Here is a 23,493-nt window from a genome sequence, read left to right as displayed (position 1 = left end):
TCAGCAGCGACAGGTGTCGCGCGGTCAGGCTGCCCGGCGCCGCATCAGTCGCTCCGGCCGGCGCCGGTGGCGTAGCTAGCTCTCACCAGCAGCTCACGCCGCCGCCCGCTTGGGACGGCGGCTTTTTGTCCCCTTTTTGTCCTCGTAGCTCAGCGGATAGAGCATCGGATTACGGATCCGAGGGCCGGGAGTTCGAATCTCTCCGAGGACGCGGTTTCGATGCCGCGGTAGCCCAAAGGCAGAGGCAGCCGTCTCAAACGCGGCTCAGTGCGGGTTCGAATCCCGCTCGCGGCACGGCATTACCCATGCGGGCTGGTGCAATCTGGCAGCACGTCCGGCTCTACTGAATCTGCCTGGGGACACCCCAGACCCCACTTCAAGAGCGGAGGTTCGAGTCTCTTTCTAGTTTGTTTGCGATGCGGGCTGGTGCAATCTGGCAGCACGTCCGGCTCTGAACCGGAAGGTTAGAGGTTCGAATCCTCCGCCCGCAGCTCGGCCCTGTCAGCTCAATGGGAGAGCGCCCGCCTGTCGAGCGGGAGGCCGCCGGTTCGATCCCGGCACGGGGCGCGCGTGGAGAGCTGGCCGAGTCCGGTTGAAGGCGGCGGCTTGCTGAGCCGTAGCGGGGGAGACCTCGCCGGGGGTTCGAATCCCTCGCTCTCCGCCACGTCGCCGTAGCTCAGCAGGTTGGAGCGCCGCCCTGATAAGGCGGAGGCCGGTGGTTCGAGCCCACCCGGCGACACTGTCCGGCCCTCAGCCCACCTTGCGATAGCGGATGTGCGTGGTCAGCGGCGAGTGCAGCACCTCGACCGGCTCGAACCCGAACGACTCGACCCCGTCGAACATGCGCTCCCCCGACCCCAGCAGCACCGGCGCGATGTCCAGGGTGAGCTCGTCGATCACGCCGGCGTTCAGAGCCTGCCGTACGGTCGAGGCTCCGCCCGCGATGTCCACCCCCTTGTCGCCGGCCGCCTCGAGCGCCGCCGCGTAGGCCGCGTCGAACCCGCCCGTGACGAAGTGGAAGGTCGTCCCACCCTCCATCGGGATCGGCTCGTGGTCATGGTGAGTCAACACGAACACCGGCGCGTGATACGGCGGCTCGGCACCCCACCAGCCGCTCCACTCCTCGTCCCAGGCCCCCCGAACCGGCCCGAACATGTTCCGCCCCATCACGTACGCACCCCGCGGCCGCATCAGCCACTCGGCCGCCCGCTTGTCGGCCTCGGTCGCCCGCGGATCGCCGATGTGCCAGCCGTGCAGCTCCCGCCCCCGTACGCCCAGGGGGTTGTCCCGGCTCTGCTCCGGCCCGGCAACAAAACCGTCCAACGAGATCGACATATGACAGGTCGTATCCGGCACTGTGCCCTCCGAGTGATTGCGTTCTGCAAGCAGTCGCACGGACGTTAGCACGCCAGGCCCGCACCGATGGGGGACTCGGACGGGTGATCGCGGATCGAGCGGCATCGGGCGGTGCCGGGGGTCCGTAGCGTCCGGGCATGATCAATCCGGGGACTGAGCCGGTTGAGGGGGCCAGTGAGGAGCTCGCTCGGGCTAATCTGGACGTGTTTCTGGGGGCGGTCCGGCGGCGTACGGGGGAACTGGACGGCGTCTCCATCCGGCGGCGGGTGGCCGGGATTGCCGGGGACCCGGTTCGCGACCCGGGCGCCGACCGGGACGGGCGGTTCGGGTGGGATCTGCCGATGTCCGACGACCGGGCCGTGCGGCTGCTCATGCCCGGCGTGGAGCTGACGCTGATCCGGGACGACATCACCGCGCGGGCGCCGTGCCTCTACGTCAACGGCAACGCCTGGTGGTGGAACGGCGCCGTGGATTCCGTGGCCGGCGAGGGCCTGGGGTTGGTGGCCGGCGAATAGTGTGTCGGCCATGTTCGATGCTGACGCGACGATTCCCGCCGAACTGATCCATGAGGCGTTCGTCGCCACGCCGCTGACCGCGGAGACCGCCGAGCTGGACTACGCGGCCTACATGGCCAGTCCCGACGTGATCAGGGTGCACAGCAACGGGCGATGGCCGGTCGACGGGTTCACTCTGGACGACGACCGGCAGCAGGTGGCCGCCCATCAAGCCGATCACGAGGCCCGCCGGTCGTTCGCGTTCGTCCTGCTGAGTCCGGCTCGCGACGAGTCGTGGGGCTGCCTCTACCTGAACCCGCTGCACGACTACCTCCGCCGTACGGGCGCCGACGCGCCGACCGTGGCCCGGTTCCCGGCCCCGGCCGCGATGGTCACGTTCTGGCTCCGGCAGGATCGGCAGCACACCGGCCTGCCCGACACCGTCGTCGCGGCGGTCAACACGTGGCTGCTGACCGCGTGGCCGCTGAAGACCTACCTGTTCCGATGCCTGCCCGCCGAGCAATCCACCCGCGACGCCCTCGACGGTCTCGGCCTGAGCCGGGTCGATCTGCCTAACTACCTGTGGTTCCAGCCGCGGCGATGACGGCAGCCAATACGATGCCCGGTCATGGGGATGTACGCGTCGGTGCGGGGCTGGCTCGAGATCGACTGGGAGCAGCGCGACGAGGCCGAGCGCATCATCACGAGCCATCCGCACGACCTGTACGCGGGTGGGTGGGCGTTCCCGCGGGCCCCCTTCAACTGGACGCTGTACCTCTTCTACGGCGGTGACATCAGGCAGGGCGAGGTCTCGTGGCTCTACGGCATCGTCGAGGAACTGGCCCGGATGACGCCGGTCGACGAGGACCTGGACTGGCCGAGAGGTCTGTTCATGGTGACCGCGGAGGGACGTGAGGGCGCCGAGACGTGGCAGGTCCGCGAGGCTGCCGTGACGCGGGTGCCGGCTGCCGGTCTGTCCTGGCTCGGGGAGTAGGAGCCGCGTCAGGTCTGCACCCAGCGGTCGACCAGCGCGCTGACCTGCTCCCTGTGGGTGGTGACGGCGGCGAGATCCGGGAAGTCGATGACGGCGCGATCGGGCGCCGGCCACGTCATCAGCCCGGAAGGGTCCCCGAAGGCGAAGACGGCCGTGTCCGTACGCACCTTGGCGCCGCGGTGGAATATCAGCTGGAGCTTTCCGCGAGGCTGGAGCCGGAACGTGACCCTGTCCTCGCCCTCGTAACGAAAGCTCGGAGCGTTCCACTTGATGTGTTCGGTGATGGGCAGATCGGACGCCAGGATCGCGGCCCTGAGCAGCAGCACGCCCTCCTTGAGCGGGTGCTCGAGGTCGGCCAGATACTGCTCGACGTCCTGCGCGGGGGTCCCCATGAGGTGCAAGACTACGACAGCGAAGGCGCTCAGAGGCGGCCGGTCCAGGGCTTTCCGAGGGCGGTTCGGGTGGCGCTCCGGCCCGGGGGCAGGTCGAGGACGTCGATGAGCGTGGGGTCCTCGTCGACGGCGTGGTGCAGGTGGCCGAGCTTGCCGGTGGCGGCGTCCGCGTCCGAGGGGCCGACCAGCTGCCAGACCCCGTCGTCGGCGTCGTGGCTGACCAGGAGCACGGGCTCGTCATGCTCGAAGACCTGGTGGGTCTGGATGCAAGTGGTGCCCAGCAGCCAGTGCCGCATCCACCAGGCCCGCCGGTCGTGCTCCATGACGTGGTCGGTGACCCACCAGACGAACGGCAGGTCCTCGTGGGCACGAGCCTGGTCGGCGGTGAGGTCGGGCCCGCCCTCCGGCACCCGCTCGAACGGCTCGTCGACCAGCGAGAACGCGTGACCGTCGTCGTTGACGAAGATGACGGCGTGGAACGTGCCCCCGCCAGGATTGCCGGCGCCGATCCCGACCGACAACCGGGCCACGTGCGAGTCCGCACCGGTGGTCCAGCCGAACGCGTACGAGGCCAGTTCGCCTTGCGGCCCCACGAACTCGCCGAACGCTCGCCGGTCCATGCCCGTGACGTCGGCCGTCGGCACCTCGACGAGGTCGCCTTCAACTACCTGAATGTCCACGGTGTCAGTCTGGCAGTGCCCCGATCCAGCGGCTCACGGCGGTGCAGTCGGCCTCGGTCAGCCCGGCCGACGGTTCCACCCTGTGCAGCAGCGCCGGGCTTGGGTAATGGTCGGCGACCCAGCGCCGGTCGGCGGCCGTGATCTCGTCGTCGAGCCAGACGAACGGGCGGCCGGCCGCGTACCTGGTCAGGAACACCGTCTTCCAGTGCAGGCGGCCGTCGCCGTCCTCGTCCGGCCATTCGACGACCGGCAGGGGAGGCAGGCCCAGGCGGGGCGCGAGGGTTTCGTTGGCGTCCGCCATCCACGTGGTGGCCCAGACGAGGTGACCGCCCAGCGCCAGCAGCCTCGGCCCGTCCTGCGGGTCGAGTCGCTCGAGCAACGGATTGCCCAACTCGGCCGGTACGCCTTGCAGGTGTCTGGCCTTGAAGGGGATCAGCGTGCCATCGACATCCACGAAAATAAGTGGGGCGGCCATCACGGTCGAAACTACGGCATCGGTGCTTCTTTGACGTGGCGGAGGTAGAGGCGTGAGGCCATGGCGAGGTATTGCAGTGTTGTCGTCATCGACGCCGAGGTGCTGAGTTCGATCTGGAAGGCGTCCTCGTACTGCTGCTGGTTGCGGAGTATCCACCACCAGGAAGCGTCCTGACCCACCAGGCCGCCATAGTGCTGGTTCATCTGCCGTGGCATGACGGCCGAACCCCAGTGGCGAAGCGGCGGCGGGCGTGACGGATCGAAGGAGACCTCGATCGTGTCGGTGCCCGGGTCGACTTCGATCTGGAGGCATCCCTCGGCGAACCCGAATTGGACTGCCAGGAGCCAGGCCGGGTCGTCGGGCAGAGTCACGTATACGACTTCGGCCAGAGCGGTCAGCGCCGCGGGAGTTGGATCATGGACCACTCGGGCATTGTGGCACCCCTGATGAGCCCTTTTCTGTGCCACTAGAAAAGGTACTCCCACCGTCGTTGATTCGACCGGTGGCGAGTTGGCAGGGCTTGTCAGCTTGCGGTCCACGCCAATTCTGCGCTGCAGCAATCGATCACGGGGGAAGAAATACGTAGTGGACCTGCAACGGCGGACCGGGCCAGAATTGGCGCCCGGGCGGTACCGGACTGGGGCATCCGGAACGGGACGAGGCTTCAGGTGTGGAGCTGCGGCCAGACCGAGAATCAGTTGTTCTTCTGAGAGTCGGGCAGGCCGAACCGGGGGAAGAGTGACGGGTCGGCGAAGGTCGCGCAGCGGCGGATCAGGCCGTCCGACACCGTGAATACCTGTAGTGAATGCGCCTGGGGAACGTAGGCCGCCAACGCCGTAGTGCCGTTGGCAGCCACCGGGCGCATCCGCCAGCCGGTGCCACGCAGGGCGAAGACCCGCGAGAGGAACGTACGGTAGTGGTCTCGGCCGGACAGCCACAGCGCGACCGGCGGCATCTCCAGCACGACGTCCTCGGCCAGCAGGCGGGTCAGGGCGGGAACGTCGGCCGCCTCGAAGGCTTTCACGTAACGCTCGATGACGGCTCGATCATCGGGCGACTCGGGCTCGCGCAGGTCGTCGAGGGCGAGGCCCGAGGAGTGCAGGGTGGCTCGGGCCCGTTGCAGGCTGCTGTTGACCGAGGCAACGCTGGTGTCGAGCACGGAAGCCACCTCGGCCGCGGGCAGCTGCAGAACCTCGCGCAGCACCAGGGCGGCCCGCTGGCGGGCGGGCAGCAGTTGCAGGGCGGCGACGAAGGCCAGGCGGAGACCGGCGCGCTGCTCGACGGTGGCCGCCGGATCGTCAGGGAACGGCTGCAACCACGGGATGTCCGGGCGAGGTGTCAGCGGCGCGTAAGGGTCGTCGCCGGCGGCGCCGAGGCCGCTGGGCAGGGCGCGCCGGCTGCGGCCCTCGAGGAAAGTCAGGCAGGCGTTGGTCGCGATGCGGTGCAGCCACGTGCGCACCGAAGCGCGGGCCGGGTCGTAGCGGTCGTGCGCCCGCCAGGCCCGCAGGAACGTCTCCTGCGTCAAATCCTCGGCCTCCTCGAAGGACCCGAGCATGCGGTAGCAGAGGGCGAGCACGTCGGCCCGGTAGAGCTCGTCCCACGCGTCCATGGTCGCGAGCCTATGCCGATGAGTTCCGGGCCGGGCGCCGGTATGTGGGGGTGTCAACGATCAGAGGGGAGCCCACCATGGGCGACATCATCGTCATCCAGTTCGTCACGCTCGACGGCGTCGTCTCCGGCCCGCAGGACTGGGCGTTCAAGTACGGGCCGGTCACCGACGACAAGTTCCGGCTCGGCGAGCGGATGACCAAAGGCGTTCAGCTGTACGGGCGGCGTACGTGGGAGCAGTTCTCGCGGCTGTGGCCGGGCCGCGACAGCGACTACGCGAAAGTGATGAACTCCGTGCCGAAGCGCGTGGCCACCCGTACGGGCATCGACGCGACGGCCTGGGAGAACTCGGCCGCCATCGAGGGCGACCCGCTCGTCTGGGCCGCCGAGGAGGAGCGGGACGTGGTCGTGATCGGCAGCACGAGCCTCGTGCGGGCGCTGGCCACGGCGGGGCTGGTCGACGAGTATCGCCTGCTGACCTTTCCCGCCGTGGCCGGCGGCGGTGACCGGCTGCCGATCGGCGACTACCGGTTCACCGCAACCGAGCTGGTCGGTGCGGCGGTGCTGACTGTGTTGCGCCGCGAATCAGCGGACCAGCGGCTGTAGCCGGCCCTCGGGGTCGGCCACGTAGGCGTCGGTAATGAAGTCTCCGGCGACAAGCGAGACGACCGATGCGGCGAGCGCCGACGGGGTCGGGCCGGGTCGCGGGCCGTACGAGGAAATCGCGGTGTCGCCGATCGTGGTGCCGGGGGTGATCACGGGGAGGACGGTTGTCATCGTGAGGCCCAGGTTCGCGCCCTCGGCCGCCGCGTAGCGGGTGATCAGGCGGACGGTGGCCTTGGCCCCGGCGTAGCCGCCGCTCAGCGGGGAACCGTGCAGCTCGGCCGCGCTGCCGAACACGACGACGCGCGAGCCGGGCCGCAGGGGCACGCGCAGCGCCGAACGCAGCCAGGTGTAGGCGATCCGTACGTCGGAATGCCAGTTCGCCGAGAACGACTCCCACGTGTGCTCGGTGAGCGGATGCATCGGCGGCACCGCCCCGGCCGTGATCACGAGCAGGTCGGGGCGGTGCTCGGTGAGGACCTTGTCGGCCAGGGTCTCGTCGGTCGCGTCACCGGTGACGTCGGACGCGCCGCGGGCCACGGTCACCACGCGGGCCCCGGACGAGCGGAAGGCCTGCGCGACAGCGAGCCCGAGGCCTCGGGTGCCACCGACCACCACCACAGACTGAATGGACATTTCTGCAACCTCCATAGCGTGTGCGTTCAGCTAGGGAGATCCGGCACCGCGTGGAGAATCACCGGCTGCCTGAAAAGCGGGAACAGCGAGGGCTGCAGGAAAATATGAATGTGCCGCACCCTGCCGGCGGCGAAGTCGAGCACCTGCAAGGCGTGGGCCCGGCCATGGGCGTACAGGGCCAGGGTGGGTTGGCCATTGGCCGGCGGAAACACGGGCCGGACAGTGAACAGACCCGGTGACCGCAGAACGTGAGTGCCCAGGAAACCCAGCACCGGGTCGCGGCCGGCGAACCACGTGGCGTGCGGCGGCATTTCCAGGGTGACGTCCTCGCGCAGCACATTCTGCAGCGCGCCGACGTCGGCGTGCTCGAACGCCTCGACGTAGCGCTGCAATTGTGCGCGCATCACGGCGCTGTCCGGCTCGCTCATCCCGGCCGGATCGGGCGCCTCCCGGGCGATGCGTTTGCGGGCCCGCAGCAAAGCGCCGTTGACCGCGATCGTCGTCATTCCCAGCGCTTTTCCGACGTCGTCGGCGGGCAGGTCGGCCACGTCGCGCAGCAGCAGAACCGCGCGTTGCCGGGCCGGTAAATGCTGCAGCGCGGCGACGAAAGCCAGCCGCACCTGCTGCCGGTTCGCGGCCGCCTCGGCCGGGTCGATCGGCAGCGGGCCGAGCCAGCGGGTCTCCGGATCGGCCGCCCGCGCCGGCCGTTCCCAATGCGTCTCGGGCGCACCCAGAGCGGCCGGCAGCACCCGCTTCTCCAGCGCTCGCAGGCACACATTCGTGGCGATCTGATGCAGCCAGGTCCGCACCGACGAGCGCCCCTCGAACCGGTCGAATCCCCGCCACGCCCGCAGCAAAGTCTCCTGCGCCGCATCCTCCGCGTCGGCCGCCGAGCCGAGCATCCGATAGCAGTGCGCCAGCAATTCCCGCCGCAGCGGCCCCGTCACTTCCAGAGTCAAAACCACACCTCCTTCCCGTACGGATCCCCGCCGCGCCCCGGACTCACCGGGTGCTGAGCACAAATTCCTCGTACGCCCGCAGCACCAGCCCGTGGAAGTGGTGCACGCCGTGCTCGGACAGGCCGGAACCCTGGTCGTACACGATCCGCCCCTGCTCGAAGGCGGGCGTGGTCATGCCCCGTTGCACGCTCTCCACAATGGCGATGTCCTGCTGTTGCAGCACGTCGTCGATGTAGCGCACGGCCTCGATCTCGGCCGGTTCCAGCTCGTCCGTCTCGAAGAAGAAATCCCAGGTCTCCTTCGTACGGCCGGGGCCGTCGGGCAGGATCTGCAGCACCATGAAATTGCCGCGCCCCGGGTAGCGCAGCAGGCACGTGTTCGGCCACAGCCACCACACCGCGTGCTGAGTCACCGATGCGCCCGACACGTCGTACGGGGAGGTGTCGCTCTTTCCGGCCTCGGCGAAATGACTCGACCAGATGCCGTGGGTGCGCACCTCGTAGGTGTCCATGTCGACCAGGGCCACGAACTCACGGTGCGCGATGTGGCAGTGGTAGCACTCCAGGAAATTGTCGACGACGTTCTTCCAGTTCGACCCGATGTCGTACGTGAGCCGTTTCGCGAACGTCAGCCCGGCCACGTCGGGAGCCCAACGCGCGATGTCCTCGGCCAGATCAGGTGCCTGCTCACGTAAAGGCTCGGCCACGGGATCGAGATTGACGTAGACGAATCCGCCGAACTCCTCGACGCCGATCCGGTCGAGGCAGATCGCCGCCCGGTCGAAACCCGGCATGCTCGCGGTGTGCCTGGCGTTGCGCAGCGAGCCGTCCAGGTCGTAGACCCAGGCGTGATAGGGGCAGACGATCGTGCCGGTCACGCCCGCGCCGGAGAGCAATTCGTGCGCCCGATGCTTGCAGACGTTGTAGAACGCGCGCAGTTCGCCCGCCCGGTCCCGCACCACCGCGACCGGCATTCCCGCCACCGTCGCGGCCACATAACTGCCGGGCGCGCGCAGCTTCTCGACGTGACAAACCCATTGCCACGTACGCCCGAGAACCGCCCGCACATCCAGGTCGTGCCATTTCGGCTCGGTGTAGGCCGCCGCGCGCAACGACATCGACAGCGCCGGGTCGGGGTCGTACCCGGACCCGATCTCCTTCACGTCCCGCTCGCTCACCGTCATGCCCCCGGACGCTAAATGCGACGTACGGGGGCAGCAAGACAATGGTCAGCGGAGCACGAATCCTGGGAAAAGAGGGTCGGCCGGGTCGACCACGAACAGGTGCTCGCCCGTCTTGTGGGCCGTGCCCGTGACCACCGGAATCACCGCGTCGCGGCCGGCCACGGTCACGTGCTGCTCGACGCGGGCGTGGAAGCGGGAGCCGACGATCGAGTCGTGGACGAGTTGCTGGTTGTCGCGCAGCTGCCCGGTGGCGCTGAGCAAGGCCACCCGCGACGCCGTGCCCGACCCGCACGGCGAGCGGTCGACCTCCCCGTCGGCGAAGATCGTGACGTTGCGCTGGTGCGGGTTGCCGTCGGCGTCCTGCCCCAGGTCGTCGTACAGGATCGTGCCATAGATGCCGCTCAGCCGGTCGTCGTCGGGGTGGCGGGCCAGCGCGCTGTCGTCGAGCGCCCACTTGATCTCGCGGCCGATCGCGATCAGCTGGTCGATCGCGGCCGGCTCCACGGTCAGCCCGACCGCCGCCGCCGGCACGTGGGCATAGATCGCACCCCCGTACGCGATGTCGGCCGTGACCTCGCCACGGGAGGTCGGCACGGCGACGCCGCGGGCGATCGGATAGCTGGGCACGCTGACGAAGTCGACGCCATCCTGGTGGACCCGAGCCCGTACGCGACCGGACGGCACGTCGATGACGACCTGGGTCACGCCGGACGGGTCGGGCGGCACCAGCCCGGACTCGACGGCCCAGGCGCCGAGCGCGATGGTGCCGTGGCCGCAGGCGGTCGAGAAGCCGTCCTTGTGCCAGAACAGCACCCCGAGCAGCGCGCCGTCGTCGTCGGGCGGGGTCAGGAACCCGCCGTACATGTCGGCGTGCCCGCGCGGCTCGAGGCAGAGCATCCGGCGCAGCCCGTCGACCCGCGGGTCGCCGATCGCGAACATCCGGCGCTCGGCCACGGTCGCGCCCTCGATCGGGAACGGCGGCCGCACCACAAGACGAAACGGCTCCCCACCGGTGTGGTAATCGACCGTACGGACCTCGGGGTGTGTCACAACCTAGCTCCTTCGGGCGGCGTAGGCGGTCAGGCGGGCGCGGCCGTGCGGAAGCCCGTAGTCCGAGACGAGCAGGCTGACGTTCACGTATTCGGCGCCGTCGTAGAGCCAGGCCTCCGGCGTCTCGGCCAGGGCCCGTACGACTCGTTGCTGCGGTTCGGTGAGGTCGCCGTACGGGGTGCCGGTGGGGATCGAGCCGTGCGGGAAGACCTCCCGCAGGGCGACCCCGATCGTCGTCAGGGCGGGCTCGGCGCTGACGTGCCGCAGGCGGGCCAGGGCGGCGTCCAGGGCGGGCTCGCCGGTCAGGGACAGCAGCGCCAGGCCCGCGATGTCGCCTCGCAGATAGGGAATGGTGGGCTCGATGTCGTGGTCGCTCGACGCCCAGGGCAGCAGCTCGCCAGGGTCGCGCCGGGCGACCGCCCCGGCCCAGCGCATCAGGGGCCGTTCGTCAGTCGGCGGCCGCTCGCCGAGCAGCCCCAGCGCGACGACCGCGGTCGGGCTGTCCACCGCGGCCAGCACGGGCACCGACTCGGGGCGGCCCGGATACCAGCCGATCACGTACGCCGCCGAGTCGGCCAGCTCCGGGTCGGTGGTCAGCGCGTACAGCACCGGCAGGCCCGCGCCGACCGCGTCGTAGGCCTTCGCCTCGTCGGGGTCGAGCCGGGCCCGGTCGACGGGGCCGGGCAGCCAGGCCGCGTCGTCGCCGACCGCGATCAGGCCGAGCAAGTGCAGCAGGAGATCGCGGTCCTGGGTCTTGGGGTCGGCGATCAGTTCGAGCAGGGGCGGGACGGCTGCCGCGGTCGCCGAGTAGCGGTTGCCCTGGTGGGTGATGCTCGCGTAGAGCTCGCCGAACGCCTCGCGCCGTTCGTCCTCGTCCTGCGACCGCAGGGCGGCCAGGTGCTCGGGGACGTCCTCCGCCGAGCCGTACGCGTGCCGCAACTCCGCCCAGTCGATCACGGGGCCATCATGCCAGGTTCGGCGCGAGCTTATATAAGCAGAAACTGAAGTGCCGCCTGCTACTACCATGGGGTGGTCATGGAACGCACTGATCTGGTCATCCCGGCCGCGCTGGCGCCCGGCCTGGTCATCCCGCCGCTGGCCGTCACCACCGGGGCCGCCGACCCGGAATGGGTCGATGCGCCGGTGGGCCGCTGGGGCTTCCGGCGCCGGCCCTCGCTCCGCCTCCCGATGGATCCGGCCCGCGCCAAGGACGTCCGCCGGTGGCTGCGGTACGCGCCGTGGACGCCGCTGCCGATCGTCGTCGTCCTGGTCGACTGGGCGGTGGCCGGCTTCGTCGACCTGCCCGGGGGCGGATACCACCCGCTGCTGGTCTCCCTGGCCGCCCTCGCGGTCCTGTCGCTGATGCGTGGCCGCGGCCTGCCCGACCAGACTCCGGATCGCTCGCACACCGGCGAGGTGCGCATCCCCCGCGTGCCCGTGACGGTCGCGCTGGAATGGGTGGCCGCCAATCCCGGGGTGAGCACGTCGGAAGCCCCGGCTCCCCGTCCGCGCAGCCGGCGGTTCTACGCGACGTGGGCGGCGGGTCTGCTCGGGGCGGCGTTCGTCCTCGGCACGGTGCTGACCGCCGACGGTCGCGAAAACCCCGCCCAGCTGTGGCAGCTGAATGTCGGACTGTTCGTCGCCGGGCTCGTGATGGCCTACAAGACCCAGCCCCCGGCGCCCGAACCGGCGTAGAGATAACCCCGTACGGTATGTAGGCCTTTGCAGCTTTTGGTAGGCATGGGGCATGACCCGGTCACGCCGCCTCGCCGCCCTGGCGATGCTCTTCATGGCGGCGTCCTGCCTGCTCCCGGCGCCGGTGCAGGCGGCCCCGGCCGGCGTCGAAGGCGGCGTCCACCTGCGGAACCTCACGCTGCCGGCCGGTGGCAAGGTCGTCGAGGAGAGCCTCGCCCCGCTGTTGTTCGCCGACGAGGCGGGCTGGGCCGACAGCGTCACGCTTACGATCGACACGTCCGGCCTGAATGTGGCCGCGGTGACGGCCGCGGAGTGCTCGACCGGTCCCGTCCTGCGGTGTGTGCTGCCGGGTCCGCATCGCGTCTTCGAGCGCCCGCCGGACGACGGCACGTACGGCTTCGTCACCTTCGGCGCGGTCTCGCTGAGCTTCACCTCGAAGCCGGGCGCCGCGGCCGGCGACACGGGCACGTTGTCGATCGCGACGAAGGTCGACGACCAGCCCGCGACCACCGAGACCTCCACAGTCCGCATCGGCGAAGCCGTCAACCTGACCGCGGTCGACGACGAGCCGTTGACGGTGGCGCCCGGCGGCTCGGCGGCACTGCGACCCCAGGTGCGCAACACCGGCCCGGCCGCGGTCAACGGCCTGACCGCCGTGATCAGCGCCGCCGAGGGGGCCCTGACCGACACGAACTTCGGCAACTGCACGTACGGCTTCGCCATCGCGTGCACTTTCACCACGACGCTGACGGCGGGGGCCACGTACGGGCTCTCTTCGCCTTTGACGTTGCGACTGCCCGGCGATGCGGCGGCGGCCAGCCGAGTCTCCGTGAGCGTGCAGTGGATGACTGCCGCCGAGTGGGAGGACTGGCTGGGTGACGAGGGCCCGCTGCCCGGCGACCGGGCCGGCACCGGACCCGACCTCACGCTCGAGGAGGTGGCCCTGTCGGCGGCCGGCGTGCCCCAGGCCGACCTCGACCACGACGACAACGGCTCCACCACGACGGTGACCGTCTCCGGTCGCCGCACCGACGTGGTGGCGATCGGCGCCACCGTCCCCGGCACGGCCGGCGAGCACACGATCTCCGTCGGCGTCGTCAACCAGGGCCCGGGCACCCTGCGCTACCCGCCGTTCCCGAACAACCTGGGCAACGCGTACGTGACTCTGCCCGCACCGATGTCCGTCGTCACCGCGGATGAGCGCTGCAAGTCGCTGGCCGAGGACTATGGCCCGCCGGCCTCCGCCGCTCCCGATGAAGGTCCGCCCGAGTATTCCTGCGCCCTGCGGCCGGCCGCGCTCCGCCCCGGGCAGCGCCTGCTCTTCACTTTCACCGTACGCAGCGCACCGGCCGCGCGCGACGAGGAAGGCTCCGTGCAGTTCTACCTGTACGACGACGGGGTCAACGTCGACCGGGACCTCGCCAACAACCAAGCCCCGATCAAGCTGGCCGGGACCGGACGGCCGCCCGCGCTCCCCATCACCGGCACCATCGCCGCGACCATCACCGTCAGCGGAATCGTCCTCATTCTCATCGGGACGGCCGTCGTCACAGTGATGCGGCGGCGCGGACTACGTTGATGGTGACCTGGTTCCGGACCGGCCGGGCGAGCGCCGCGTGTGTGCTCGTCTGCGCCGCCCTGCTGCTCTTCCAGCAGGTCGGCTACTTCGCGGAATGGGGCAGCCCGGAATTCCGTACGCTGGTCACGGACGTCACCTACGTGCCCCTGGCGCTCGCGTTCACCGTGCTGGCCGTACGGGTCGCGGTCTCGAAGCGGCAGGAACCGCGGACCCGGCGGGCCTGGCGAGTGATCACCATCGCGTTCGTCTGCCAGCTGGCCGCGCACTGCGCCTGGGCCGTGCAGTCCCACATCCTGCTCACCACGGCCTACCCCTCCACCGCCGACTACTGCTTCCTGCTGTTCTCCCCGTTCATGTTCGCCGGTCTGCTCATGCTGCCCGGCCAGCATCGGCGCCGCCGCGACCGGCAGAAGCTGGCCCTGGACGCGCTGATTGTCGGCGCGGGCGGGTTCATCGCGATCTGGTATCTGCTGCTCGGCCCGATCCTCAACGCGCCCGGACTGACCCCGCTGCAGCGCACCTTCACGGCGGCCCTGCCGATCGGTGACCTCCTGCTCGTGCTGGCCGTGTCGACCGCCATGCTGCGCCGGCACCAGCCCGAGGTGCCGGCCCCGATCCGGCTGCTGGCCGGGGCCATCGCCCTGACCGTGACCGCCGACGTGTCGTACAGCTGGATCCAGTTGAACGGCGGGTTCACCGGCGGCTCCTGGCCGGACCTGCTGTGGCTGGCCGGCTGCTTCCTGCTGGTGCTGGCGGCCGATCAGCAATACCGCCGCCCGCGTCATCCCCGGCCGAGGCGGCGCGATCGCAACGCGGTCTTCCTGCTCCCGTACGCCGCCAGCGTCGCCGCGTACGTCCTGCTCGCCGTGCAGTCGTCCCACCTGCCGATCAACCCGTACGGCGGCATGATCCTCGGCTCGGCCGTGCTCACCCTGCTGGTGATGGCCCGCCAGTCGCACGCCCTGCGGGACAACCGCGAGATGGCGGTCACCGACGGGCTCACCGGCCTGGCCAACCGCATCCTGGTCACCGAGCGCCTGGACATGCTGGCCGGTCAGCCCGTGCGGCCCGGGCGGCACAGCGCGGTCCTGCTCATCGACCTCGACCGGTTCAAGCCCATCAACGACACCTTCGGGCACGAGGCGGGCGACGCCGTGCTGGTCGCCGCGGCCGACGCCATGCGCCGCGTGATCCGCGACGGCGACCTGGCCGGGCGGCTCGGCGGCGACGAGTTCGCCGTCCTGCTGCAGAGCCTGCCGGACCGGGAGGCCGCGGGTTCGATCGCCGCCCGGCTCCTCGAGGAGCTACGCCAACCGGTGATCTTCGGCGAGCACGTGCTGATGGTCGAGGCCAGCATCGGCGTGGCGATCCGCGACGACCCGGACGCGTCCGGCGAGACCCTGTTGCAGCAGGCGGACACGGCCCTGTACGCCGCCAAGCGCGCCGGGCGGGGCCGGTTCGAGTACTACTCCGACGTGATGGACACCAAGGCGCGCGAGTCCGAGCTGCGCCGTGCGGTGGCCCAGGACGAGCTGGTCGTCTACTTCCAGCCCGCGGTCGCGTTGGCCACCGGCGAGCTGCGTGCGGTCGAGGCCCTGGTGCGCTGGAACCATCCCGTACGGGGTCTGCTCGGCCCCGGCGAGTTCATCGAGCTCGCCGAGGAGACCGGGGCGGTCGTGCCGCTGGGGGCCTGGGTGCTGCGCGCGGCGTGCCGGGAGGCGGCCGGGTGGCGTACGGGAATCCCGGGGGCCGGCCCGCTGCGGCTGGCGGTGAACCTGTCGCCGAAACAGGTCGCGCAGGCCGACCTGGTGACCACCGTCGAGGCCATCCTGACCGAGACCGGTTTCCCGCCCGACCGGCTCACGCTGGAGATCACCGAGAGCGTCATCCTGCAGCCCGACCCGCTCACCATCAGCCGCCTGCAGGCGCTGCGCGACCTGGGCATCCAGCTGGCGGTCGACGACTTCGGCACCGGCTATTCGGCCCTGAGCTACCTGCGCCGCCTCCCGGTGACCATGCTGAAGATCGACCGCTCGTTCGTCACCGGCATCGCCGACGACCCGGAGGCGCGCTCGGTCTGCGAGGCCGTGGTGCACCTGGGCGAGGCCTTCAAGATGAACGTCGTGGCCGAGGGCATCGAGACTGCCGACCAGGCTACGGCCCTGATCGACATGGGCTGCGTGATCGGTCAAGGCTTCTTCTTCCACCGCCCCCTTCCCCCGGACGAGGCGCGAGCCCTGGTCAAGCAGCAATTCGCGGCCCTGACCTAGCGGGGCTCAGATGCGGGTGCGGTCGGCGCTTCGCGGGTCGGTGACCCGCTTGGCGGCATAGATGTGACCGGCGCGGGCGGTTTCTCGCCACGGGCGGGCCTTGTTCAACGCGACGTCGAGCGCGGGTTCGGCGCGGTCGAGGTCGACGCAGATCACCTCGGAGCCGTCCGTGCGGGCTTGGCGCAGGACGTACCCGTGCGGGCCGATCACTGCCGACGAGCCGGCCGGCGCGCATGAGGTGGGCACCGCGATGCTGACCCAGAACCCGTTCGCGGCGGCGTGCCCGCGGGCGAGGACCTCAAAGATCGGGTCCTCGGAGTACGTCGAGAACAGCACGCAGTCCACGCCGAGGGCCCGCTGTTCCATCCACAATTCGGGGAAGTTGACCTCGATGCAGATCAGGCAGCCGAACCGGAAACCGTCCACCTCGAAGGTGCAGGCGTGGTCGCCGGGCGTGTAGAAGCCGGTGATCTCGCTGTACGACACCCACCGCTTGTCGTACCGGTCGGCCACCTCACCCCGATCGTTGATCACCCACAGCGAGTTGTGCGGCCGATGCTCCCCCGACAGCCGATGATTGCCACCCACGACCACCCAGACACCGAGCTCCGCGGCCAAGGCCATGGTGGCCCGCAGCTCCTCGGTGACCGGCGCCCAATCGATGTTCCACCCGGCGTAGTACGCCTTCGCCGGCCCGACATAGCCGGAGAGCGCCCCCTCGCTGAAATGAACGAGGCGTGCCCCCTGCTGGGCGGCCTGGCGCATCGCGGCCCGGATCGCCTCGCCGTTCGCCGCGGGATCCGTGGTGATCTCGGTCTGCGCGACACCGATCCGAAGACTTCTCGTCGCGGCCACCCCGGCAGCGTATCGACTCGGCTGGTCGCCAGCGCCGCGCAGGGTGGTCCACTCCGGCCGGTCAGCCCTCGGTCAGCAGGGCACCTTGACGCCTCCCTCGGTCAGCAGGGCACCTTGACGCTTCCCGAGAAGGGCTGGGTGCTCTCCTGCGACGGGCCGATGCGGTAGCTGAAGGTGATCTTCTTGCTGACGATGCCGCAGTCGGCCGTGTGGGTGTTGTCCTCGATGTAGACCGGTGCCCCGTCCTGGCCCAGCGCGGCCGTCCACGCGGCGGCCAGGGCCAACTGCTTCGCCAGCTTGCAGGTGGCGGCGGTGCCCGCCGTCTTCGCGCTGATCTCACCCGAGTAGGCGGCGATCGACGCCAGGCCGGCTTTGCCCTTGAACTTCCTCATCTTGTTCACCACTGCCGTGATGCCGCAGGTGACCGACCCGACGGTGGCCCCGTTGAGGAGGTTCTGGACGATCTGGACCGTCTCGTCGCTGTTGTAGTAGCGGGCGGTCGACGCCTGAGCCGGCGTGGCCACGGCCCCTGCTGTCACGACCGCCGCGGCCGCGGCCACAGCCAATTTGGTACGCATTCGGAAACTCCCTGAGGTCGCGGATTCTTCGACGACCACAAGGTAGTTTCGCGATGACAACGAACTCCATTGACGCAAATGCCGGACATTACTGCCGCGTTGACGGATCCCGAACGGGGTCGCCGAAACGACCGACGTCGAGCCGCGCCTGGCCTCCGCCGGCCCGTTGCTCTTCCTCCGCTTCGGGATGCCTGTCCAACTCTGCTCATACCTTCGCCCAGGCCGTCCTGATCAGCGACTCTTCACAAATCCCGCCCGGGTTGGTCCACCTCTTACGAACGTGCCGCAGAGGCGCGAAGGATCGAGAGAAGGCGGCGTAGCGATTGCGAACTGGATCGTCGCCGCGAAGAGATCATGGGCAAAGGTCGCCGGGCGGACACCGTCGTCGAGGAGATCCCCGAGGTCGATCCGCTGCCGAACTCGCAGGACGGGCCAGGTCTCGGCGGCCCTGACCTGACCGCAGAACGCTTCGACGCCAGCGATCCGCGCACCGGCGTGCAGGCCGGCGTAGCTCTGGAAAAGAGAGACTGGGGTACTCAGATTTCCTTCGCGGTCTCTAACCTCAGTGGGCCGAGGCGATGCCAGCTGGTGATTGTGCACACTGACGGCACCAAGGAACCGCTCGTCTCGTGGAACGTGGACCAGGCGCTCGGAATAGGGTCTCGGTGATCCGGGGCGGACCCGCGGCACCCATGACGTCTGGTGGCGGGCCCGGCGGGCGCCTCAGTGCCAGACCGACACCGCGGCCAGGCCGACGGCCACGATGAGGTCCGGGGGCCAGGCGAGCATCGCGGCGCGGGCGAGGCGGTTGCGGGGGTTCCAGCGGTCGCGGATGACGTATGCGGCGAAGAGGGCCTTCGCGAATTGCACGCAGCTCAGATACAGCGCCGTGAAGATGAGCAGGAAAGCCACGTCGGCCGCGATGGTGAACGAGCGGTCGGCCAGCAGGTTGATGACGGGCAGCGGGGGCAGCGTGACGGCCGAGACGAGGATGAGTATGACGCCCCACAGGATGGCCCAGTCGAGGTGGCGGATGACGAGCGTGTCGATGTCGCCGGGGTCCGCGGTCATCTCGGCCCGCAGTTCGGCCAGGCGTTCTTCGCGGGTGCGGCCCTCGACCCGGAGCGCGCGGCTCACCATGGTGAGCACCAGGCGGGTCATCGGGCGGGCCGCGGCCGGCGTCGCCAGACCTGGTCGGTCAGGAGGACGCCGGCCGCTCCCAGCACCGCCGCGCCGACCCAGCGCGACGTGACAACGAACGGGATCAGCAGTGCGCCGGTGGCGAGAGCCACTGCCAAGCCCGGCGTACGGGAGGGTCTGCCCTGCGGCACATCGCGGACGAGCTCGAGGAAGCGGACGAGCTCGAGAAACGGGTCGGGGTCGTCGCCGGTGGCCACGATGCCGTTCGCGACGTCCCGCGCTCCCGGGACGCCGTGCGCGACCTCGGCGGCCGCCTGACGCACGCCGGCCCGGTCCGTCCAGCCGGCGAGCATCACCACCCCGGCCTGGACCTCGACGTCGAAAACCGTTTCCCTCGTACGTTCGTCGGCCCGCAGCCGCTGCGAAACCTCGGTCCTGAGGCGCGCGTCGGCGTCGTCCGGCCCGCCGAGGCTGCCGAAGTCGGGCATCGGCCACATGGTCATCTGTGCCGCTCCTCGCCGCACGCAGGTTCTTTTGTCAGCGTGGAAGCTTCGTCCCGCGACGTGGCGACGATGCTCCGGACATATGACGGTTCCGACTCAAAAGCCGGGACAGCCAGCCCGTACGGGTGATTCGCGCCGCCGCCGACAGGGCCGCGCCGGGGAAGAGCGCGTCGAAGCCGTGGAAGCCGCCCGACCAGACGTGCACCTCGGCCTGGCCGCCGCAGGCCCAGATCCGGTTTCCGTACGCCACGTCCTCGTCCCGGAAGAGCTCGGCCGAACCCGCGTCGATGTACGCCGGGGGCAGCCCGGACAGGTCGTCGGCGAGCGCGGGGGAGACGTACGGGGAAATGTCGTTCCGATCGCCGAGCAGGCTGCGCCAGGCGAACTCGTTGGCCTCGCGGGTCCACGTGCCGGGTTCGCTCGTGGTGGCGCGGTTGCGGTGGTCGAGCATCGGGCCGATGAGGATCTGACCGGCGAGCGACGGCAGGCCACGGTCGCGCGCCAGCAGGGTCACCCCGGCGGCCAGCCCACCACCCGCGCTGGCGCCGGCCACGACCACGCGGGACGGGTCGGCGCCCAGCTCTTCGAGAATCCAGACCAGGCCGGCGTAGCAGTCCTCGACCGGGGTGCTGCCCTGCGCCTCGGGGGCCAGGCGGTAGTCGACCGACACGACAACGACGCCGAGCTCGGCCAGCCATTCGAGGGGGATGTCGATCTGCGAGTAGCGGTTGCCCATCACCATGCCGCCGCCGTGGATCCAGTAGACGCACGGCGCGTCGGCGGGGAGGACGCTCGCGGGGCTCAGGACCGTCAGCGGGATCCCGGTGCCGGGGATGGTGACCTCGCGCTGCGTGATCGCGTCGCCGGGGGTGAACGGCGGGGCCGCGTACGGGCGGATCTGGTCGAGGGTTTCCGCGGTGAGCGGCGGGGCCGGGGGCATGGTGGCGAGCAGCGTGCGGAGCTCGGGGTCGAGGGGCATCAGAACGCCGCCTTGCCGCCGACGGGGACCTCGTCGGTGTAGGTGGAGTCGCCGTCCAGGAGTGACTGCAGCTTGGCCACCAGGGCCTGCGCGGGGGCGGAGCCGAAGAACGCGGCGTGGGTGCCGGCGCTGGTCCAGCCCTCCGTGACCGAGACGACGTCGGGGTTCGCGGCCGAGCGGGCGACCAGGAAGACGACGCAGTCGGGGTTGGCGAGCGACGGCGCGTCGAGCAGCAGCGCGACCACCTCGTCGCCGAGGCCGGTTCGAGCAGTCATCGTGGCGTGAAAGCCGTGCATCTGATTCTCCCATTCACTCTTTCGCGGTACGGCTAGTATTTCGCGCTGAGCTGGGCAGATGCTTTGGCAATCGTCGCCCTGACTTGCACAATCCTGGCGTGGTGGAACAGCGCGGGTGGGTTGCCGACGGCCGCCGGGCGCGGACTCATAATGTTTCGTCCATGACCGGTGTCCACGAAGGGCAGACCATGACCGAGCTCGAGGAACTGACCCGGGCGGTGGCCGACAACACGGTGGCCGGCGGGAGCCTGTTCGGCCGCACGGTCGCGCGCATCATCGAGCTCACCGTCGAACCGCTGCGCGACGCCGGGCCGCAGGTCGTCCGGGCCGAGCTGGCCGCCGTGTGCGCCTGGGCCAACCGCACCAAGCCGACGATGGCCACCGTACGCAATGCCGTGATCCTCGCGCTCGCCACTGCCGACGCCACCGACGGCTCGGCCCGCGCGGTGGCGTCGGCCATGCGGGGCTTCGTGGCCCGCTCCGAGAAGGCGGTCGAGGCCCTGGCCGACGGCATCACCGACGTCGTCAAGCCGGGCGCCCGGGTGCTCTGCCACTCCAACTCGGGCTCGCTGCGCAGCGTCCTACGGCGCGTCGTCGGCGTCATCCCCGACGTGTCGATCAACGTGACCGAGTCCCGGCCGTACCGCGAGTCGCGCCGGCTGGTCGAGGGCATCGCGGAGTCCGGCGTACCGGTGACGCTGTTCTCCGACGCCGCGATGGCGGTCGCCGCGAGCCGGTCGGACGTCGCGCTCGTGGGCGCCGACGCGGTCTTCGCCGACGGCACCCTGGTCAACAAGACCGGCACGATGCCGCTCGCTCTGGCCTGCCGCTACCACGGCGTCCCGTTCTACGGCGTGACCGAGCTGGCCAAGGTCGTCGACGGCGACCCGGCCGAGGTGCGGATGGAGCTGCGGCCCGGCTCCGAGCTCAGCGCCGGGTGGGAGCTGGCCGACAGCGGCCGGGTCGACGTGTCGAACCAGTTCTTCGAGCCCACCCCGGCCGAGCTGATCACCTCGTACCTGACCGAGGCCGGCCTGGTCGCCCCGGCGGGCATGCTGGCCGCCTACCGGAGCAGCCTCACGCCCTGATTGTCCACAGGGCCGGGGTGGCCGGCGGCTCCCATCCTGTCTGCGACGTGTGGGCCTGCCGGCAGGAGTAGGTCAGGCCGAGGTGCGTCACTACCTCACCCGCCTGGTAGGAGACACCCGCCGCCCACGCATTGATAGTGGGCGACGGCGACGGGGACGTTGTCGGCGTGGGAGAAGGCGTGGGGGACGGCGTGGGAGAAGGGGTCGGGGACGGCGTAGGCGATGGTGTGGGGGACGGCGGCGGCGTGGCCGGTGGGGTGGAGGCCGGCGGGTCGGTGGCGGCGAGCAGGGCGCCCAGGGCCGAGGTCTGGGTGCGCCAGTCCTGGGGGTTCGGGGTGGCGCCGGTCCAGCGGTGGCCCAGCCGGTTCAAGGAGTCGCGGTCGGCGGTCCAGATGCGGTCGGCCTGGGTGCGGGCGTACGCGCGATAGGAGGCCTGGCCCGTGACGTCGGCCAGCTCCATCAGGTAGCGCATGAAGATGCCCTTGAACTGTTTGCCGTTGTCGTCGCAGGGGGGCTCGCAGGCCTCGGTCAGGATGCCGTTGACGGTGAGGGGGCCGTTCAGCGCCGCGTCGGCCAGGGTGCGGGCGCGAGCCAGCACCGTGGTGTTGCCGGTGGCGCGATAGAGCTCGACCGCGCCGCCGATGGCCAGGCCCTGGTTGTAGGTCCAGACCGTGTCCCGGTTGCTGGCGCACGAGCTGAGCAGGCCGTCGTTGACCAGGTTGGACGCGTTGACCATGCCGCTGCCCAGGAACCAGTTCCAGCCCGTGGTGGCCCGGTTGAGCCAGGTCGTGTCGCCGGGCAGGCGATTGTGCAGGGCGGCCGACAGCCGGATGTAGAGGCCGATCGTCACCGCGTTCTTGTATGTACGCTCCCGGTCCCACCACACGCCGCCGCCGCAGGTCGACGTGTCCCAGAACGAGGCGACGTAGTTGGCGATCGTCACCGCCTCGTCCAGGTATCTGCGCTCGCCGGTCAGGTCGTACGCCTGCAGCCAGGCCAGTCCCCACCAGCCCGCGTCGTCGACGGCCCGGCTGATGAAGTGGCCCTCGATCGGGTCGCTGCTCTTCACCCCGGCCGGGAAGGCGACCCGGTTGACGGTGAAGGTGCGGTCGACGGCCCACAGGTAGTCGGTGCGGCCGGTCCGCTTCATCCACGCCATCACGGTGGCGATCGAGTCGGCCGAGTTCCACCAGCTCGACGGCCACCACGCGGTGTCGGGCCGGTACGAATACATGAGCGCGTCGACGGCCGCCGCGGCCCGGTTGTCGGAGGGGCGGGCCCACGCCGTACAGCTGCCGTTGTTGCCCGTGACCGCCCGGCCGCAGGCGCGCAGGGCTCCGCCGTACAGGAGGCTCTTGGGGTCTCGGGTGGCGAACAGCGCGGTGCGGGTGCCGGTGACGCGGCCCAGGGAGGAGCCGCCGGGCCAGGATGCGCCGGCGTCCCATGAGCGGTCGAGCCACACCTCGTCGCCCGTCGCCCCGCCCGTGATGGTGGCCCAGGCCATGCCGCGCGTATCCATGTGCAGCGCGATCGTGCGGCCGCTCAACGTCGTCGGCGCAACCGGCTGGTAGTCGCCGACCGGCGTGGTGGCGCCGTCGCACACCACGTCACAGGCCGCCGTACGCACCCAGTCAGTACACTGCACCCCGGACGCGTCGCCGCAGGCCCGGATCAGGCCGCGCCGGTGGAATACCGGGTCGGCCAGGTTGTACATGAGCGTGCGCGTGCCGGTCCACGTGCCCGGCACCGTCGCCTTGCCGAGCAGGCCCTCCCAGGTGGCGCCGCCGTCGAAGCTGCGATCGACCCACACCGAGTCGCCGGCCCCGCCGTTGTCGATGCTGCCCCAGGCCATGGCGTCGGCCTCGGAGAGGTGCAGCGCGATCCGGCGGCCGTTCTGGGTCTTGCCGGGCACCGGGAACGTGTCCTGCTCGGCCTTCGACGGGTCGAGCTGGTCGCAGTTGACCGAGCAGACGGCCGCGGCGGCGACGGGGGCGGGATCGACGGGCCGGGCCAGAGCGGGCGTGCCGCTGAGGAGGACGGCGAGAAACGTGACAACGACGACGAGTACGCGCTTCACGAC

General features: G+C 70.3%; 27 protein-coding genes and 6 tRNA genes. 15 read left to right on the top strand and 18 right to left on the bottom strand.

The window, feature by feature from the left end:
• Positions 1-138: 138 nt before the first annotated feature.
• From JKJ07_RS00510 to JKJ07_RS00485, 6 genes are all read left to right on the top strand, one after another.
• Positions 139-211: transfer RNA gene (locus JKJ07_RS00510), tRNA-Arg, on the top strand.
• 10 nt (positions 212-221) lie between these two features.
• Positions 222-294, top strand: a tRNA-Leu gene (locus tag JKJ07_RS00505).
• 123 nt (positions 295-417) lie between these two features.
• A tRNA-Gln gene (locus JKJ07_RS00500) sits at positions 418-491 on the top strand.
• 4 nt (positions 492-495) lie between these two features.
• Positions 496-567: transfer RNA gene (locus JKJ07_RS00495), tRNA-Asp, on the top strand.
• Positions 568-572: 5 nt separating this feature from the next.
• A tRNA-Ser gene (locus JKJ07_RS00490) sits at positions 573-664 on the top strand.
• A 1-nt stretch (position 665) separates the two neighbouring features.
• Positions 666-739: transfer RNA gene (locus tag JKJ07_RS00485), tRNA-Ile, on the top strand.
• Positions 740-750: 11 nt separating this feature from the next.
• Here JKJ07_RS00485 and JKJ07_RS00480 read toward each other — a convergent pair.
• Positions 751-1,335: a dihydrofolate reductase family protein gene (locus tag JKJ07_RS00480; protein WP_202989138.1), complete on the bottom strand. Its 585-nt coding sequence runs from the start codon at positions 1,333-1,335 to the stop codon at positions 751-753.
• A gap of 158 nt (positions 1,336-1,493) precedes the next feature.
• Here JKJ07_RS00480 and JKJ07_RS00475 point away from each other — a divergent pair, with 158 nt between their 5' ends.
• From JKJ07_RS00475 to JKJ07_RS00465, 3 genes are read left to right on the top strand one after another with little or no spacing between them, the layout of a single operon-like run.
• Positions 1,494-1,871, top strand: a complete 378-nt coding sequence (locus tag JKJ07_RS00475) for a hypothetical protein (RefSeq protein WP_202989137.1) — start codon at positions 1,494-1,496, stop codon at positions 1,869-1,871.
• 10 nt (positions 1,872-1,881) lie between these two features.
• Positions 1,882-2,454, top strand: a complete 573-nt coding sequence (locus tag JKJ07_RS00470) for a hypothetical protein (RefSeq protein ID WP_202989136.1) — start codon at positions 1,882-1,884, stop codon at positions 2,452-2,454.
• A 24-nt stretch (positions 2,455-2,478) separates the two neighbouring features.
• Positions 2,479-2,844, top strand: coding sequence for a hypothetical protein (locus tag JKJ07_RS00465; protein ID WP_202989135.1), 366 nt, complete (start codon positions 2,479-2,481; stop codon positions 2,842-2,844).
• Positions 2,845-2,852: 8 nt separating this feature from the next.
• Here JKJ07_RS00465 and JKJ07_RS00460 read toward each other — a convergent pair whose 3' ends face one another.
• From JKJ07_RS00460 to JKJ07_RS00440, 5 genes are all read right to left on the bottom strand, one after another.
• A complete protein-coding gene (locus JKJ07_RS00460) occupies positions 2,853-3,236 on the bottom strand; it encodes a DUF1801 domain-containing protein (protein WP_202989134.1) in 384 nt (127 codons plus the stop codon).
• A 29-nt stretch (positions 3,237-3,265) separates the two neighbouring features.
• Positions 3,266-3,916: a hypothetical protein gene (locus JKJ07_RS00455; protein WP_202989133.1), complete on the bottom strand. Its 651-nt coding sequence runs from the start codon at positions 3,914-3,916 to the stop codon at positions 3,266-3,268.
• Positions 3,917-3,920: 4 nt separating this feature from the next.
• Entirely contained in the window at positions 3,921-4,391 is a 471-nt protein-coding gene (locus JKJ07_RS00450) for an HAD domain-containing protein (RefSeq protein WP_202989132.1), read from the bottom strand.
• Positions 4,392-4,402: 11 nt separating this feature from the next.
• Positions 4,403-4,816 carry a DUF6334 family protein gene (locus JKJ07_RS50910; RefSeq protein WP_307834072.1) on the bottom strand — a complete coding sequence of 138 codons (414 nt, stop codon included), beginning with the start codon at positions 4,814-4,816 and terminating at the stop codon, positions 4,403-4,405.
• A 269-nt stretch (positions 4,817-5,085) separates the two neighbouring features.
• Positions 5,086-6,000, bottom strand: coding sequence for an RNA polymerase subunit sigma-70 (locus JKJ07_RS00440; RefSeq protein WP_202989130.1), 915 nt, complete (start codon positions 5,998-6,000; stop codon positions 5,086-5,088).
• Positions 6,001-6,077: 77 nt separating this feature from the next.
• Here JKJ07_RS00440 and JKJ07_RS00435 point away from each other — a divergent pair, with 77 nt between their 5' ends.
• The gene (locus JKJ07_RS00435) at positions 6,078-6,605 is read left to right on the top strand and encodes a dihydrofolate reductase family protein (RefSeq protein ID WP_202989129.1); all 528 of its coding nucleotides are present in this window, start codon (positions 6,078-6,080) and stop codon (positions 6,603-6,605) included.
• On the opposite strand, the gene JKJ07_RS00430 is transcribed toward JKJ07_RS00435, so the two are convergent.
• From JKJ07_RS00430 to JKJ07_RS00410, 5 genes are read right to left on the bottom strand one after another with little or no spacing between them, the layout of a single operon-like run.
• On the bottom strand, positions 6,585-7,238 hold the full coding sequence (locus JKJ07_RS00430) for an SDR family NAD(P)-dependent oxidoreductase (RefSeq protein ID WP_202989128.1): 654 nt from the start codon (positions 7,236-7,238) through the stop codon (positions 6,585-6,587). The two genes, JKJ07_RS00435 and JKJ07_RS00430, sit on opposite strands and share 21 nt — an antisense overlap.
• A 26-nt stretch (positions 7,239-7,264) precedes the next feature.
• Complete coding sequence (locus tag JKJ07_RS00425) at positions 7,265-8,197, bottom strand: RNA polymerase subunit sigma-70 (RefSeq protein ID WP_236028144.1); 933 nt, start codon at positions 8,195-8,197, stop codon at positions 7,265-7,267.
• 43 nt (positions 8,198-8,240) lie between these two features.
• On the bottom strand, positions 8,241-9,380 hold the full coding sequence (locus tag JKJ07_RS00420; RefSeq protein WP_202989127.1) for an aromatic ring-hydroxylating oxygenase subunit alpha: 1,140 nt from the start codon (positions 9,378-9,380) through the stop codon (positions 8,241-8,243).
• Between the two features lie 45 nt (positions 9,381-9,425).
• Complete coding sequence (locus tag JKJ07_RS00415; protein ID WP_202989126.1) at positions 9,426-10,430, bottom strand: proline racemase family protein; 1,005 nt, start codon at positions 10,428-10,430, stop codon at positions 9,426-9,428.
• 3 nt (positions 10,431-10,433) lie between these two features.
• Positions 10,434-11,387: a hypothetical protein gene (locus tag JKJ07_RS00410; RefSeq protein WP_202989125.1), complete on the bottom strand. Its 954-nt coding sequence runs from the start codon at positions 11,385-11,387 to the stop codon at positions 10,434-10,436.
• Positions 11,388-11,465: 78 nt separating this feature from the next.
• Between JKJ07_RS00410 and JKJ07_RS00405 the strand changes: the two genes are divergently transcribed.
• From JKJ07_RS00405 to JKJ07_RS00395, 3 genes are read left to right on the top strand one after another with little or no spacing between them, the layout of a single operon-like run.
• A complete protein-coding gene (locus JKJ07_RS00405) occupies positions 11,466-12,125 on the top strand; it encodes a hypothetical protein (protein ID WP_202989124.1) in 660 nt (219 codons plus the stop codon).
• Between the two features lie 52 nt (positions 12,126-12,177).
• Complete coding sequence (locus tag JKJ07_RS00400; RefSeq protein ID WP_202989123.1) at positions 12,178-13,704, top strand: hypothetical protein; 1,527 nt, start codon at positions 12,178-12,180, stop codon at positions 13,702-13,704.
• Complete coding sequence (locus JKJ07_RS00395; RefSeq protein WP_236028142.1) at positions 13,704-15,974, top strand: putative bifunctional diguanylate cyclase/phosphodiesterase; 2,271 nt, start codon at positions 13,704-13,706, stop codon at positions 15,972-15,974. The genes JKJ07_RS00400 and JKJ07_RS00395 overlap by 1 nt, the downstream gene beginning before the upstream one ends.
• A gap of 6 nt (positions 15,975-15,980) precedes the next feature.
• Here JKJ07_RS00395 and JKJ07_RS00390 read toward each other — a convergent pair whose 3' ends face one another.
• Together JKJ07_RS00390 and JKJ07_RS00385 are read right to left on the bottom strand one after the other, a co-directional pair.
• A complete protein-coding gene (locus JKJ07_RS00390; RefSeq protein WP_202989121.1) occupies positions 15,981-16,829 on the bottom strand; it encodes a carbon-nitrogen hydrolase family protein in 849 nt (282 codons plus the stop codon).
• Positions 16,830-16,930: 101 nt separating this feature from the next.
• On the bottom strand, positions 16,931-17,407 hold the full coding sequence (locus tag JKJ07_RS00385; RefSeq protein WP_202989120.1) for a hypothetical protein: 477 nt from the start codon (positions 17,405-17,407) through the stop codon (positions 16,931-16,933).
• A gap of 354 nt (positions 17,408-17,761) precedes the next feature.
• Between JKJ07_RS00385 and JKJ07_RS00380 the strand changes: the two genes are divergently transcribed.
• Positions 17,762-18,076 (top strand): hypothetical protein, encoded by a 315-nt coding sequence (locus tag JKJ07_RS00380; RefSeq protein WP_202989119.1) that lies wholly within the window; start codon positions 17,762-17,764, stop codon positions 18,074-18,076.
• Between the two features lie 54 nt (positions 18,077-18,130).
• Here JKJ07_RS00380 and JKJ07_RS00375 read toward each other — a convergent pair whose 3' ends face one another.
• From JKJ07_RS00375 to JKJ07_RS00360, 4 genes are read right to left on the bottom strand one after another with little or no spacing between them, the layout of a single operon-like run.
• Entirely contained in the window at positions 18,131-18,568 is a 438-nt protein-coding gene (locus JKJ07_RS00375; RefSeq protein ID WP_202989118.1) for a hypothetical protein, read from the bottom strand.
• Positions 18,565-19,050 (bottom strand): BON domain-containing protein, encoded by a 486-nt coding sequence (locus tag JKJ07_RS00370; RefSeq protein WP_202989117.1) that lies wholly within the window; start codon positions 19,048-19,050, stop codon positions 18,565-18,567. Before JKJ07_RS00370 ends, JKJ07_RS00375 begins: the two co-directional genes overlap by 4 nt.
• A gap of 34 nt (positions 19,051-19,084) precedes the next feature.
• Entirely contained in the window at positions 19,085-20,029 is a 945-nt protein-coding gene (locus JKJ07_RS00365) for an alpha/beta hydrolase fold domain-containing protein (RefSeq protein ID WP_202989116.1), read from the bottom strand.
• Positions 20,029-20,325, bottom strand: a complete 297-nt coding sequence (locus tag JKJ07_RS00360; RefSeq protein ID WP_202989115.1) for a putative quinol monooxygenase — start codon at positions 20,323-20,325, stop codon at positions 20,029-20,031. Before JKJ07_RS00360 ends, JKJ07_RS00365 begins: the two co-directional genes overlap by 1 nt.
• A 161-nt stretch (positions 20,326-20,486) precedes the next feature.
• Between JKJ07_RS00360 and JKJ07_RS00355 the strand changes: the two genes are divergently transcribed.
• Complete coding sequence (locus tag JKJ07_RS00355) at positions 20,487-21,413, top strand: eIF2B alpha/beta/delta subunit family protein (protein WP_202989114.1); 927 nt, start codon at positions 20,487-20,489, stop codon at positions 21,411-21,413.
• Here the strand turns inward: JKJ07_RS00355 and JKJ07_RS51515 are convergent.
• Positions 21,403-23,490: a glycoside hydrolase family 76 protein gene (locus tag JKJ07_RS51515; RefSeq protein WP_202989113.1), complete on the bottom strand. Its 2,088-nt coding sequence runs from the start codon at positions 23,488-23,490 to the stop codon at positions 21,403-21,405. The genes JKJ07_RS00355 and JKJ07_RS51515 overlap by 11 nt on opposite strands.
• Positions 23,491-23,493: the final 3 nt, after the last annotated feature.

The organism is Paractinoplanes lichenicola (assembly GCF_016785085.1).
In the GTDB taxonomy this organism is placed as follows: Bacteria; Actinomycetota; Actinomycetes; order Mycobacteriales; family Micromonosporaceae; genus Actinoplanes; species Actinoplanes lichenicola.
This window is presented reverse-complemented; position numbering and strand designations above follow the sequence as displayed.